The following is a 13,247-nucleotide window of genomic DNA, read 5'->3' as shown; positions in this document are numbered from 1 at the left end:
GGATGTCAAGGGGTGGTGAACCGGTGGGTTCACCACCCCTTCACGTTTCCTACGATGCCGCCATGAAGCAGCGATCGGTCTCGGCACAGCTCCACTGGGAACAGCGCACCCAGCGTCCGCTCTTCGGTCTGGCCCTGGTGTTCGCCGTCGCGTACGCCGTGCCGATCGTCCGGCCTGACGCGAGCACGGAGGTGGAGTGGTGGTGCGACGTCGCCGAGTGGGGGGTGTGGGGCGCGTTCGCGCTCGACTACGTCATCCGGCTCATCCTCGCCGAGCGGCGGTGGGAGTTCGTACGGTCGCGGTGGCTGGACCTGGCGGCCGTGGTGCTGCCGATCATCCAGCCGCTGCGACTGCTGCGGCTGGTGGCGACGCTGCTGCTGGTCGGACAGCGGGCGCGGATGGCGTCGCAGATAAGGCTCACGACGTACGTCGGCGGGGCGGTCCTCGGTCTGCTGATGTTCGGGTCGCTGGCGGTGCTGTCCGTGGAGCGGGACGCGCCGGGCGGGAACATCGACACGCTGGACGACGCGGTGTGGTGGTCGTTCACGACGATGACGACCGTGGGGTACGGGGACCACGCGCCGACGACCGGGCTGGGGCGGGTGCTGGCGGTCGGGCTGATGCTGTCCGGGATCGCGCTGCTGGGTGTGGTGACCGCGAACATCGCGGCGTGGTTCATAGCGCGCTTCGAGAAGGACGACGCGGAGGAACGGCGGCAGACGGCCGCGATAGCGGAACTGGCGAAGGAGGTTCGGCTGTTGCGGGCGGAGGTGGCGTCGTTGAAGGGGGTGGAGGGGGTGCCGGAGGGACGCCCGTGAGGGTGGGATGCGGGTGCGTTGTCGGGTGCGGGTGGGTGGGGCTTCTCGCTCAGTTCCCCGCGCCCCTGAAAAGCAGGGGCTGCGCCCCGTGCTGCTCATCCCCACCGGGCCGCACGCTCAGACGAGACCCGTTCCCGGGCCGGTCACGCCCGCCAGCCAGATGATCGCCAGGATCGTGTCGATCGCACCCAGAACGACCGCGATGATCGCGGGGACGGGGCGGGCGCCGGACCAGGTGCGGTTCATCGCCAGCCAGCCGCAGAGGACCGCCACGGGTCCCAGGACGATGCCCAGGACGAAGAATCCGGCGACAGCGCAGATGACTCCGATGATCCCGAGGGTCGCGCGATCCGGCCCGGTCCGTGACCACGTCCGGCCACGTGAGCGGGGGTGCCTGCGCGTACCGTGTCCGAAGCCCGCCATAGTCAACAACTCCCGGATCCTCGCGGTCAGTTCGAGTACGAGATGGCGAGTACCCAGGAGGAGTGCTTGAAACCGGGGAGGGTTGACGGAGCCGTTCTGCGCGCGCTGCCCCCCTCCGGCAGCGCGCCGCAGACCCCCGGGTCGCTCCGCGGTCGAACGACCATGCCGTGCGGAGGACTTGACCCACTGTGACCTGCGGCGCGTACGGGGTGGAAGCGATCTTCAGCGTTGTCACCCTGATAGGCGAACGCGGGCGGAAACCGGCGCGTGAAGCAGGGGCGGAGCTGTTAGATGTGCGCCGCTCCGGCACCCGCCTCGGCGTTCGCGCCGCGCTTGGTCAGGAACGCCACGAGGACGGCGACCGCGGCCACCCCGGCGGCGACCAGGGACGCCAGGCTCATGCCGGAGATGAACGTGTCGTGCGCGACCGTGGTGATCTTCGCGGCGATCTCGGCCGGGGTGCCCTCGGCGACGGGGGCCGCGCCCTGCTGGACGGCCTGCTTGGCCTGGGCGAGCTGCGCCTCGTCGAGCGGCGGGAGCCCCGCGTCCTTCCAGTTGCCCGCGAAGTCGCTGTCCACCTTGGACGTCATCACGGCGCCCAGCACGGCCGTACCGAGGCTGCCGCCGATCTGCATCGCGGCCTGCTGGAGACCGCCGGCGACACCGGACAGCTCCAGGGGCGCGTTGCCGACGATGACCTCGGTGGCGCCGACCATCACCGGGGCGAGGCCGAGGCCGAGGAGGGAGAACCAGAGGGACATCACGGCGCTGCCGGTGTCGGTCCCCAGCGTCGACATGCCGTACATCGCGATCGCGGTGAGGGCCATGCCGCCGGCCAGGGGGACGCGCGGCCCGGCCTTGGTGATCAGCGCGCCGGCGAGCGGCGAGCCGACGATCATCATGCCGGTGAGCGGAAGCAGGTGCAGACCCGCGTCGATGGGGCTCATGCCGTGCACGTTCTGGAGGTAGAACGTCACGAAGAACAGGCCGCCCATGAAGGCGATGGCCATCAGGACCATCAGGACGACACCCGCCGAGAGCGGTACGGAACGGAAGAGGGCCAGCGGGATGAGCGGCTCCTTCACCTTCGTCTCCCAGAAGGCGAAGAGCGCGAAGCCGACGACGGAGACCACCAGGAAGGTCCACGTCCGGGCGTCGCCCCAGCCCCACTCCGGGGCCTTGATGAGCGCCCAGACCAGGCAGAACATGGCTCCGGACAGCAGGGCGATGCCCAGGACGTCGAAGGAGCGCGGGGCGTTCTCGGCGCGGTGGTCCAGCAGGATCCAGGCGCCCAGGGCAACGGCGAGGACACCGACCGGGACGTTGATCCAGAACACCGACTGCCAGCTGACGTTCTCCACCAGGAAGCCGCCGAGGATCGGGCCGCCCGCGGTGGAGGCGCCGATGACCATGCCCCAGATGCCGATCGCCATGTTCAGCTTCTCGGCGGGGAACGTGGCGCGCAGCAGACCGAGCGCGGCGGGCATCAGCAGCGCGCCGAACAGGCCCTGGAAGACACGGAAGGTCACCACGAAGGCGACCGAGTCCGACAGGCCGATGGCCCCGGAGGCGGCGGCGAAGCCGACCACGCCTATGAGGAAGGTCTGGCGGTGGCCGAAGCGGTCGCCCAGCTTGCCCGCGGTGATGAGCGTCACGGCGAGGGCGAGGAAGTACGCGTTGGTGATCCACTGGACATCGGCCCAGGTGGCACCCAGGTCCTTGGCGATGGCCGGGTTCGCGATCGCCACAATGGTGCCGTCGAGGGCGACCATCATGACGCCGACGGCCACGGTGAGGAGGGTGAACCAGGGATGGCCGCGCAGGCCCCGGCCCCGGTTCGTCGTCGGGTCCGACGGGACGCCTGGCGCCTTGTCCCCCGGTCCCGTCTTGTCGACAGTGGTCTGACTAGTCATGCCGCGAGGCTAATGACAGCCACTGACAGTTGACAAACCAATTCACAAGTCGGTAACTGACACGTCACTCGCCGCAAGGGCGGGTGGAAACGAGGGTTCATGGAGACTGCGGCGGCGACGGCGGACGAGCGGCCCGGGCTGCGCGAGCGGAAGAAACAGCGCACCCACGACGCGCTGCTGCGGGCGGCGCTGGAGCTGTTCACGACGCGGGGGTACGAGGCGACGACGGTCGACGACATCGCCGAGGCCGTCGATGTGTCGCAGCGCACCTTCTTCCGGTACTTCGCGGGCAAGGAGGAGGCCGCGCTCGCGGTCGTGAGCCTCACCCACGAGCACTTCCTGGCGGCCGTGCGCGCCCGGCCCCCGCACGAGGCCCCGCTGGAGGCGATGCGCAACGCCGTCCTGGAGGGCTGGGACGCCTTCGGCGCGGCCGTCGGCCAGATCGTTCCGCTCGACCTCCACCTGCGCGCGTACGGCATGGTCGAGTCGACGCCCGCCCTGCTGGCCGCGCATCTGCGCCGGGCGGACGAGGTGGGGCGACAGATCGAGCGGATCATCGCCGAGCGCGAGGGGCTGGACGTGGCGACCGACCCCCGGCCGCGCGTGGCGGTGGCGGTGTTCGCCGGCGTCATGCGCGTCACCGAACGACTGTGGGCGCTGGGCGGCGACCTCAGCATGGAGGCGATGCGCGAGCTGACCGCCGCACACCTGGACGCCCTGCGCCCCTCATTGGCCGAAAAGTGGCGTAATGACTGAAAAGAATTCAGCAAGGGCATCAATGGGACCTTCTCTGCGCACCGTACGGAACGGGCGTGATCGAAACGTGATCCCCCTCACTCCGTTAACGCGAGACCCTTCCGTTCTCTTAGTGTGTCCTTTCAGTGACTTCCTTCGACTCCTCCCCGCAACTGAACGTCTGGCGCGCACTACTGGCGCTGGCCGTGGTTTTCGTGATGCTGGCGACCACCGGCTGGACCGCGATCCGCAGCCACCGAGAGAAGTCGCCGCTCCAGGCGTCGCTCTCCGCGTGGCAGAGCGGACACCTCGACGGCCGTGAACTGCCGGACGCCGAATCGCCCCCGCACCGCCTGGCGGCCTTCTTCGCCTCGCTCACCGCACCGCAGCGCACCCGGCTCGCCCACCGCTATCCACTCGCCGTCGGCAACATGAACGGCGCGCCCGTGGAACTGCGGTACCGGGCCAACCGCATCGCGCTGAAGCAGCAGAGCCGACACGAACGGGAACGCACGCACGACAAGCGGCTCTCCGAGACCGGCCGGTTCGAGGCCGGCCGCCGGATGCACCGCTTCGACATGCTGGCCGTGCGCAACCGGCACATCCTCGCGTTCGACCCCAAGGGCAACGGCCGGGTCGCCGAGGTCTTCGGCGACCTCGACAAGGCCGAGCGCGTCTCCATCGTCGTCCCCGGCGTCGACACCAACGTGATCAACTTCCAGCGCACCAACCGCCGGTACTCCGCCCCCGTCGGCATGGCCGAGTCGCTCTACGACGCCGAGCGCGCGGCGAGCCGCGGGACGCGTACGGCCGTCATCGCCTGGGCCGACTACACCGCGCCCGACGGCCTGGGCCTGGACTCGGCGACCGCGCTGCGGGCCGAACAGGGCTCGGTCCGGCTGAACGGGCTGGTGCGGAGCCTGCCCGGCGGCTCCACCGTCGCGCTGGTGTGCCACAGCTACGGCTCCGTGGTGTGCGGGGTCGCCGCGCGCTCGCTGCCGTCGCGGGTCACCGACATCGCGGTCGCGGGCAGCCCCGGGATGCGCGCCGATTCGGTCCGGCAACTGCGGACGGCGGCCCGGGTGTGGGCCATGCGGGACGCCGACGACTGGGTCCAGGACGTGCCCTACCTGGAGGTCGGCGGGCTCGGCCACGGCGCCGACCCGGTCTCCACGGAGTTCGGGGCGCGCATCCTGTCGGCGGCCGACGCCCAGGGACACAGCGGCTATTTCGAGCCGGGTACCGAGAGTCTGCGCAACTTCGCCGAGATCGGCATCGGCGCGTACGAGTCGGTGCGGTGCGCGTCGGAGAACGACGCGTGTCTGACAGGTCTGTCCGACAGCGCTGCGGCCTGACGCGCGTAGAGGAGGAGAAAAGTGCGGTTCGCCTCGGTCGGGACTTCCCCGCGTCGCCCGCATACGATGAGCCGCATGGGTGACGTACTGGCCGGATTTCAAGCCGCCTGGGAGTTCGAGTCCGATTCCGTCCTCATCCGCTTCGAACGGGGGATCCGCACGCCGAAGCTCTTCCAGGCGCTCGGTGAACGACGCATCCCCCTGGAGGCGATCGCGGGGGTTTCACTGACACCCGGGAAGCGAGGCACCGTCGTCCTGCGTGCCGTGCCGCGGCCGGGCGCCGATCCGCTGATGGAGGCGGCGGCGGACCAGCTCAAGGAGGGCTCCGACCCGTACCGGCTGGTACTGCCGGCCGAGCGGGAGACGCTCGCCGAGTACTACGCCGACGAGCTGCGGGCCCGCTTGACCGAGACCGGGCCGGCGGAACGGTTCCTGGTGGCCGCGCCCGAGGCGCCGTTGCAGTTCAAGGCGTACGACGGGAAGGCGTCGTTCGACGGGCGCTCGGTGTCGTTCCGGTGGTTCTGGACGGGGGCGTCGTCGACGAAGTGGAAGGCCGGGGACCAGAGTTTCCCGGTGAGCGCGCTCGGTGGGGTCGAGTGGCGGTCGCCGGAGATCTTCGACGGATACCTGCGGTTGCTGCCGCGCGACGCGTCCGGGGAGCGTCCGGCTCAGCCGGACCACGATCCCGCCTCGGTCGTGTTCGGGCTGGGGTACGGGCCGGTGCACGAGTCGTTGCCGTTCGCCGCCGCGGTCCTGGCCGCGGTCCGCTCCGCCGGGGGTGCGGCTGTGGCGCCCGCCGGGACCGGGGGCGACGCCGGGGCCGGCGCCCGGCGGGATCCGGCCGACATCGCCGACCGGATCCGGCATCTCGGGGAGTTGCACGAGGCGGGACTGGTCACCGACGAGGAGTTCAGTGTGAAGAAGGCGGAGTTGTTGGCTGAGCTTTAGCCGAGCGTCGTTCGTGGGGAGCGCCGTTCTGCACTGACGGTGCGTCGTGGCTTGTCGCGCAGTTCCCCGCGCCCCCTTGGGCGTGCTGCCCTACTCCCTGCCTGCGGAAGTGAAGCGCATGTCCGCGTAGCGGTCGCCTGCCACCTTTGCCGCTATCGGTTCCAGCAGGGCCATGTCCTCCTCGCCCAGGACGATCCTCGTCGCCGCCGCGTTCTCCTCCACCCTTGCCGACTTGCGGGTGCCCGGGATCGGGACGACCGGGAGGCCGTGCAAGGCCGACTGCTGATGGACCCAGGCCAGGGCTGTCTGGCCGAGGGAGGCGCCGTGGGAGGCGGCGACCTCGCGGATCGGGTTCAGGAGGGCCGCGTTGGCCTCGGCGTTGTCGCCGGTGAAGCGCGGCTGCTGGCGGCGGAAGTCGTCGGCGGTGAGGTCCTCCGCCTTGGCGAAGGAACCGGTGAGGAAGCCCCGGCCGAGCGGGGAGTAGGCGACCAGGGTGACGTCCAGCTCGCGGGCCGTGGGGACCACGTTCGCCTCGATGTCACGGCTGAACAGCGACCACTCGGACTGGAGCGCGGCGATGGGGTGCACGGCGTGGGCGGTGCGCAGCTCGGCGGCCGTGACCTCGCTCAGGCCCAGCTGCCTGACCTTGCCCTCGCGGACCAGCTCGGCCATCACGCCGACGGTCTCCTCGATGGGCACACGCACATCGCGCCGGTGCATGTAGTAGAGATCGATCACGTCGACGTCGAGCCGGCGCAGGCTTCCCTCGACGGACTCCCGGATGTGGGCGGCGTCGTTGCGGATGATCCGTTTCGTCGGGTCGTCGGGGTCGATCGCCAGACCGAACTTGGTGGCGACGACGACCTCGTCACGGTGTGCCCGGAAGAACGGGGAGAGGAACCGCTCGTTCTCCCCGGCGCCGTACGCATGGGCCGTGTCGTACAGCGTGACGCCGAGTTCCAGCGCGCGCTCCAGGGTGGCCCTGGACTCCGCCGCGTCCGAGGGGCCGTACGCGAAGCTCATGCCCATGCAGCCGAGGCCCTGGACGCCGACCTCGGGGCCGCCCGCGCCCAGCCGTGCCGTCGCTATCGTGCCCGTCGTCCTGCCGTCCGTCATGAGGCCCTCTCCGACGCCAGGGCACGCCCGGCGTCAGCGTAGAAGTTGATCTTGCGGTCGAGCACGTTCAGGGTGTCCTGGAGTTCGGCGATCCGGGACAGGACGTCGTCCCGGGTCGACTTGAGCAGGTCGAAGCGCTCGGTGTAGGTGTGGTCGCCCTCGCGCACCAGCTCGGCGTAGCGGACCATGTCGGCCACCGGCATTCCGGTGAGCCGGAGCTTGCCCACGAGGTCGAGCCAGTCGAGGTCGCGGTTGCGGTAGCGGCGCTGGCCGGTGTGGGAGCGGTCGATGTGCGGCATCAGCCCGATCCGCTCGTACCAGCGCAGGGTGTGCGCCGTCAGCCCGGTGAGGTCGACCACCTCGCTGATCGTGTATCTGTCCTGCCCGTCCGGCCGACGCGGCTTGAGCGGCGGACCGGCGCAACTGTCGGTACCGGCAGCACCGTCGGCACTCTCGACACTCGTCGTACTCGTGGTCTGCGTCACCGTCATGACCACCACGCTAAAACCCTGGAGTGCGCTCGAAGCAAGCGGATCCGTGAGAAAACACCAGGACATGGCGTCGACCCGCTGGCTAGCGTGCGGACATGAGTCCCGTACGACGTGCCACGGCCGAGGACGCGGCCGAAGTGCTCCGGCTGCGCCAGGTGATGCTCGACTCGATGGCGCCCCCGGGAGCGGGCGCCGCGACCGACTGGCACACCGAGTCCCTGCCGGTCCTGCGCCGCCGACTCGACGGCGCCGACGGGGAGTTCGCGGCCTTCGTCGTCGACCATCCGGAGCGCCCGGACGCGCTGGCGGCGCTGGTGGTGGGGACGGTCGACTACCGGATCGGCAAGCCCGGCAACCCGCGCGGCGCGGTCGGCCACGTCTTCAGCGTGGCCACCGACCCGGACTGCCGGCGCCGGGGGTACGCGCGCGCCTGTATGGAGACCCTCGTCGCGTGGTTCCGCGAGGCCGGCGCCCGACACGTCCATCTGACGGCCTCCGCCGAGGCCGAGCCCCTGTACGCGGCGATGGGGTTCCGGCGCAGGCCCGACCCCTTGATGCAGCTGAACCTCTGAGCCGCTCCCGAACGACAGGTTCTAAGCTCGTGGGCATGTCACTGCAGAGCCTCGCCCTGATCGAGAACTGGCCGGTTCCCACCGCCGCCGCCGCTGTCGTGCGGGCGGACGGCACCGTCCTCGGGACCCACGGTCCCCTCGGGCACCGCTTCCCGCTCGCCTCGGTCACCAAGCCGCTCGCCGCGTACGCCGTGCTCGTCGCGTACGAGGAGGGGGCGGTCGAGCTGGACGAGCCGGCGGGCCCGGCGGGGTCGACCGTGCGGCATCTGCTGGCGCACACCTCCGGGCTGGCCTTCGACGAGCACCGGGTGACGGCCCCGCCCGGGGGGCGGCGACTGTACTCCAACGCCGGGTTCGAGGTGCTCGGGGACCATGTGGCCAAGGCGGCGGACATCCCGTTCGCGGAGTACGCGCGGCAGGCGGTGCTGGAACCGCTGGGCATGACGTCCACCTCGCTCGACGGCTCCCCGGCGAAGGACGGCGTGTCGACCGTCGAGGACCTGGTGCGGTTCGCCGCCGAGGTGCAGGCGCCCCGGCTGCTGGACCCGCGTACGGTCGCGGCGGCGATGACCGTGCAGTACCCGGGCACGAAGGGCGTCCTGCCGGGCTACGGGCACCAGAACCCCAACGACTGGGGGCTCGGCTTCGAGATCCGGGACTCCAAGGCGCCGCACTGGACGGGCACGTCGTCGTCGCCGGGGACCTTCGGGCACTTCGGCCAGTCGGGGACGTTCCTGTGGATCGACCCCGTCGCCGGGGTGGCGTGCGTCGCGTTGACGGACCGGGCGTTCGGGCCGTGGGCGGTCGAGGCCTGGACCCCGTTCACGGACGCGGTGCTCGCGGAGGTCGGAAACGGTGTCTGACTCGTGAAGGAAGCGACAACTCTTCGACGGAGAGGGGGGACGGCCCGCTGCGACGGCCACGCGGCCCCCTCCGTCCGCTAGCCTCCCCCGTGCACAACAGCCGCACAGCTTTCGGGGGAGACCATGAGCGAGGACCGCGCGGGCGGGCAGTTCCGGCCGTTGGAGGCCGGTGATCCGACGACCGTGGCGAGCTACCGGCTCGCGGCGCGGCTCGGCTCCGGCGGCATGGGCACGGTGTATCTGTCGTACACGCCGGGCGGGCACCCGATCGCGCTGAAGACGATCCGGCCCGAGCTGAGCGAGGACCCGGAGTTCCGGCGCCGGTTCAAGCAGGAGGTGCAGGCCGCCCAGCGCGTGCAGGGCCTGTACACCGCGCCCGTCCTCGACCACGACACCGAGGGCGCGCAGCCCTGGCTGGCCACCGCCTATGTGCCCGGCCCCTCGCTGCACGCGGCGGTCGCCGAGCACGGCGCGCTGCCGCTGAACTCGGTCCTGCTGCTGCTCGCCGGCGTCGCGGAGGCACTCTCGGTCATCCACGGCGCCGGCATCGTGCACCGCGACCTGAAGCCCTCGAACGTGCTGCTCGCCGCCGACGGGCCCCGGGTCATCGACTTCGGCATCGCGCGCGCCGCCGACGCGACCGCCCTGACCGGCACCGGCGTCTCCATCGGCACCCCGGCGTTCATGTCGCCCGAGCAGGCGGCCGGGAAGCCGGTCACCCCCGCGTCGGACGTGTTCGCCCTCGGTCAGGTGGCCGCGTTCGCCGCCCGTGGGGCCGGCGCGTACGGCGACGGTCCCTCGCACGCCGTGCTCTACCGGATCGTCCACGAGGAGCCCGACCTCAGCGGTCTCGCCGACGAACTCCGGTTCGTCGAGCGCTGTCTGGCCAAGGACCCGGCCGAGCGCCCCTCCCCCGCCGAGGTCGTCGCCCTCTGCCAGGAGGCGTCGCCCACCCCGCTGGTGCAGTCGGGCTCGTGGCTGCCGGAGGCGATCGGCGCCGACATCACCCGGCGGGTCTCGGCGTCGGCCGAGCTGCTCGCGGAGCGGAACAGGACGGCCGCGACCGCGACCCCGGCGACCCAGACGCCGCCGCCCACCGCCCCGGTCACCCAGCTGAGTCCCCCGTCCGTGGACCACGGGGCTCAGACGATGCACGCGGCGCCCACCATGCACTCCGGGCCGGCGACCCCGCCCCCGCCCGGTCCGGTGGGCCCGCCGTCGGCGCCGTACCCGCAGCAGGGTGGCTGGCAGCAAGGGGGCTGGCAGCAGCCGTACCCGCAGGGCCACGGCCATCCGCAGGGGCCTCCTCGTCCGCTGCCCGTTCCGCCGCCGCGCAGCAGCGCCGGGAAGTGGATCGGGCTCGGTGTCGCGGCGGTCCTCGGGGTGGCGCTGCTCGGCAGCTGCGCCACGCTCGTGGACGCCCTGACGAACGGGTCGAGCGGGTCGTCGAGCGAGTCCTCCAGCGGGGCGTCCACCGGCACCGGCGGCGACTCCGCGTCGAAACCGAAGTCGGATCCCAAGCCGGTCACCTTCAAGGGCATCAACATCCCCGGCAACTACTACGTGCGCTTCGCGGACTCCCCGCCCAAGCCCGTCGACAGCGAGATGGGCGTGTCGTACGAGGACGACGGCGACTTCTACTACTACTCGGACCCGCTGTTCGAGGAGAAGAAGGTGGGGAGCAGCAGCGACAAGCTCGTCCTGCTGAACAACTCCCAGAAGGGTTCCCTCGAGACCTGCCGGAGCGAGACCCGGTACACGGACGCCGTCAAGCTCGGCCAGGTCTCCAAGGGCTCCCAGATGTGTGTGCGCACCGACTCCGGTCACATGGCGCTGGTCACCTTCCAGGGCTCGGCGCCGAGCGGCGACCCCAGCGACTACGTCTCGGTGGACATCACGGTGTGGCGCAACGCGGAGGAGCCGACCACCGGGAACTGACGGCCCGTCACCCGTCGAGCTCCCACACCAGCACCTCGGCCGGGGCGGCGACCGCGACCAGCTCCAGCCCCTTCTCGTCCGCGGCCCGTACCGCGTCCCCGGGCTCCAGCTCGTGCGGCCCGAGGCGCACCGAGCCCCGGACGACGTGCACATACGCCCGCGCCGCGTCCGGCACCGCGGTCCGCTCCCCCGCCGTGCCCAGGCGCCGGACATGCAGCATGGCCCCGGCCTCGGGGACGGCGTACGGGGTGGAGTCGGCGATGCCGCGCACGATCTCGTAGGCGGGGTCGCCGCCCGGGTCCAGCGGGGCCAGCCACATCTGCACGAAGGTCAGCGGCGCCGAGCCGTCGTTGCGCTCGACGTGGCGTACGCCGCCCGCCGAGCTCAGCCGCTGGACGTCACCGGGGCGCACGACCGTCTCGTGGCCGGTGGTGTCGCGGTGCGTCAGCTCGCCCTCGACGACCCAGGTGACGATCTCGGTGTGGCTGTGCGGATGCTCGTCGAACCCGGCGCCGGGCGCGAGACGCTCCTCGTTGCAGGCGATGACCGCGCCGAACCGCAGGTTGTCCGGGTCGTAGTGCGCCCCGAAGGAGAAGGCGTGCAGCGAGGCGATCCCGGCCTCCGGGTCCCCGCCGGGGTAGCGCGTGCCGGCGCGCCGTAGGTCCATCACGGTTCCCAAGGTAGCTCCGATCCGGCACCGCCCAGCCCGTCCGGCGCTTGCGGACGAGGCCGCTCGGGCCGAAGGCGGGGCCGGAGCGGCAGCCCCTGGTGGGCACGCCCCCGTGGGCGGACTCGTGCGCCCGGCCCGCACCCCTCCGGCGCGAGCCCGCGCGGCGATAAGGCAGTCTTGTCCCGTGCCCGAACCCGAAACCAGCAAATCCGCAACCGCGCCGTACGCCCATCCGCACTCCGCGACGCTGAGGCGGCTGGAGAAGTCGTCCGGAAGCCTCGCCGCGCAGGCCATCGCGCGGATGGACGAGACGTTGCCCTGGTACCGGGCGATGCCACCGGAGAACCGGTCGTGGATCGGGCTGGTCGCCCAGGCCGGTATCGCCGCCTTCACGGAGTGGTTCCGGCATCCGGACGCCCCGCAGGCCATCTCGACGGACGTCTTCGGGACCGCGCCGCGTGAACTGACCCGGGCGATCACGCTCCGGCAGACCGTGGAGATGGTGCGCACGACCATCGAGGTCATGGAGTCCGCCATCGACGAGGTCGCCGCCCCCGGCGACGAGGGCGTGCTCCGCGAGGCCCTGCTCGTCTACGCGCGGGAGATCGCCTTCGCCACCGCGCAGGTGTACGCGCAGGCCGCCGAGGCCCGCGGCGCCTGGGACGCCCGGCTGGAGTCCCTGGTGGTGAACGCGGTGCTCAGCGGCGAGGCCGACGAGGGCGCCGTGAGCAGGGCCGCCGCGCTCGGCTGGAACTCCCCCGACCATGTCTGTGTGGTCCTCGGAACCGCCCCGGAGGGGGACAGCGAGCTGACGGTGGAGGCCATCCGGCGCGCCGCCCGGCACGCCAAGCTCCAGGTGCTCACCGGGGTGCTGGGCGACCGCCTCGTGGTGATCGCCGGCGGGAACAACGACCCGCTGCAGGTGGCGAAGTCGCTGATCGGACCGTACGCGGCGGGGCCCGTGGTGGCCGGGCCGATCGTGCCCGACCTGCTGGCCGCGACCCGGTCCGCGCAGGCCGCCGCCGCCGGACTCAAGGCGTGCTCGGCGTGGCAGGACGCACCGCGCCCCGTTCTGGCGGACGATCTGCTTCCGGAGCGCGCGATCGCTGGTGATCCCAGTGCGCGCGAGCAACTGGTGGAGGAGATCTACAGACCGCTGGAGGAAGCCGGCTCCGCTCTCTTGGAAACGCTCAGTGTTTACCTCGAACAAGCCTCGAGCCTCGAGGGAGCGGCCCGGATGCTGTTCGTCCACCCCAACACCGTGCGCTACCGGCTCCGACGTGTGACTGACGTCACCGGTTGGTCGCCCTCCGATGTACGCTCGGCCTTCACCCTGAGGATCGCGCTGATCCTGGGGCGTCTGGTGGATGGGGATCCTCAGCTCTAGGGTTTTGTCGGAGGGCTA

The 13,247-nt window shown here is 71.5% G+C and carries 12 protein-coding genes and 1 pseudogene; 8 read left to right on the top strand and 5 right to left on the bottom strand.

Annotated elements, in window-relative coordinates:
* Positions 1-62 precede the first annotated feature (62 nt).
* Positions 63-818: a potassium channel family protein gene (locus ACZ9QC_RS29705; RefSeq protein ID WP_472915918.1), complete on the top strand. Its 756-nt coding sequence runs from the start codon at positions 63-65 to the stop codon at positions 816-818.
* 117 nt (positions 819-935) lie between these two features.
* On the opposite strand, the gene ACZ9QC_RS29700 is transcribed toward ACZ9QC_RS29705, so the two are convergent.
* Both ACZ9QC_RS29700 and ACZ9QC_RS29695 read right to left on the bottom strand, forming a co-directional pair.
* The gene (locus ACZ9QC_RS29700; RefSeq protein WP_230211969.1) at positions 936-1,241 is read right to left on the bottom strand and encodes a small hydrophobic protein; all 306 of its coding nucleotides are present in this window, start codon (positions 1,239-1,241) and stop codon (positions 936-938) included.
* A 259-nt stretch (positions 1,242-1,500) separates the two neighbouring features.
* A pseudogene (locus ACZ9QC_RS29695) lies at positions 1,501-3,154 on the bottom strand (MFS transporter); the annotation flags it as partial.
* 99 nt (positions 3,155-3,253) lie between these two features.
* On the opposite strand from ACZ9QC_RS29695, the gene ACZ9QC_RS29690 reads away from it, so the two are divergent.
* The 3 genes from ACZ9QC_RS29690 to ACZ9QC_RS29680 all read left to right on the top strand — a co-directional run bounded on the left by ACZ9QC_RS29690 (position 3,254) and on the right by ACZ9QC_RS29680 (position 6,192).
* Positions 3,254-3,910, top strand: a complete 657-nt coding sequence (locus tag ACZ9QC_RS29690; RefSeq protein WP_472915917.1) for a TetR family transcriptional regulator — start codon at positions 3,254-3,256, stop codon at positions 3,908-3,910.
* A 125-nt stretch (positions 3,911-4,035) separates the two neighbouring features.
* A complete protein-coding gene (locus ACZ9QC_RS29685; protein WP_472915916.1) occupies positions 4,036-5,244 on the top strand; it encodes an alpha/beta hydrolase in 1,209 nt (402 codons plus the stop codon).
* A gap of 75 nt (positions 5,245-5,319) precedes the next feature.
* The gene (locus tag ACZ9QC_RS29680; RefSeq protein ID WP_472915915.1) at positions 5,320-6,192 is read left to right on the top strand and encodes a DUF4429 domain-containing protein; all 873 of its coding nucleotides are present in this window, start codon (positions 5,320-5,322) and stop codon (positions 6,190-6,192) included.
* 90 nt (positions 6,193-6,282) lie between these two features.
* Here ACZ9QC_RS29680 and ACZ9QC_RS29675 read toward each other — a convergent pair whose 3' ends face one another.
* Positions 6,283-7,308 (bottom strand): aldo/keto reductase, encoded by a 1,026-nt coding sequence (locus ACZ9QC_RS29675; protein ID WP_472915914.1) that lies wholly within the window; start codon positions 7,306-7,308, stop codon positions 6,283-6,285.
* Complete coding sequence (locus ACZ9QC_RS29670; RefSeq protein WP_472915913.1) at positions 7,305-7,799, bottom strand: MerR family transcriptional regulator; 495 nt, start codon at positions 7,797-7,799, stop codon at positions 7,305-7,307. The genes ACZ9QC_RS29675 and ACZ9QC_RS29670 overlap by 4 nt, the downstream gene beginning before the upstream one ends.
* A gap of 95 nt (positions 7,800-7,894) precedes the next feature.
* On the opposite strand from ACZ9QC_RS29670, the gene ACZ9QC_RS29665 reads away from it, so the two are divergent.
* The 3 genes from ACZ9QC_RS29665 (at position 7,895) to ACZ9QC_RS29655 (ending at position 11,172) form a co-directional block, all read left to right on the top strand.
* Entirely contained in the window at positions 7,895-8,371 is a 477-nt protein-coding gene (locus ACZ9QC_RS29665) for a GNAT family N-acetyltransferase (protein ID WP_472915912.1), read from the top strand.
* A gap of 35 nt (positions 8,372-8,406) precedes the next feature.
* A complete protein-coding gene (locus ACZ9QC_RS29660) occupies positions 8,407-9,234 on the top strand; it encodes a serine hydrolase domain-containing protein (RefSeq protein WP_472915911.1) in 828 nt (275 codons plus the stop codon).
* Positions 9,235-9,357: 123 nt separating this feature from the next.
* The gene (locus ACZ9QC_RS29655) at positions 9,358-11,172 is read left to right on the top strand and encodes a serine/threonine-protein kinase (RefSeq protein ID WP_472915910.1); all 1,815 of its coding nucleotides are present in this window, start codon (positions 9,358-9,360) and stop codon (positions 11,170-11,172) included.
* A gap of 7 nt (positions 11,173-11,179) precedes the next feature.
* Here the strand turns inward: ACZ9QC_RS29655 and ACZ9QC_RS29650 are convergent, their stop codons facing one another.
* A complete protein-coding gene (locus ACZ9QC_RS29650) occupies positions 11,180-11,839 on the bottom strand; it encodes a pirin family protein (RefSeq protein ID WP_472921847.1) in 660 nt (219 codons plus the stop codon).
* Between the two features lie 187 nt (positions 11,840-12,026).
* Here ACZ9QC_RS29650 and fasR point away from each other — a divergent pair, with 187 nt between their 5' ends.
* Positions 12,027-13,229, top strand: coding sequence for a fatty acid biosynthesis transcriptional regulator FasR (gene fasR, locus ACZ9QC_RS29645; protein WP_472915909.1), 1,203 nt, complete (start codon positions 12,027-12,029; stop codon positions 13,227-13,229).
* Positions 13,230-13,247: the final 18 nt, after the last annotated feature.

Source organism: Streptomyces sp. HUAS MS02 (assembly GCF_055702265.1).
The sequence above is the reverse complement of the archived record's forward strand: the minus strand, read 5'-3'. Positions and strand labels throughout refer to the sequence as shown.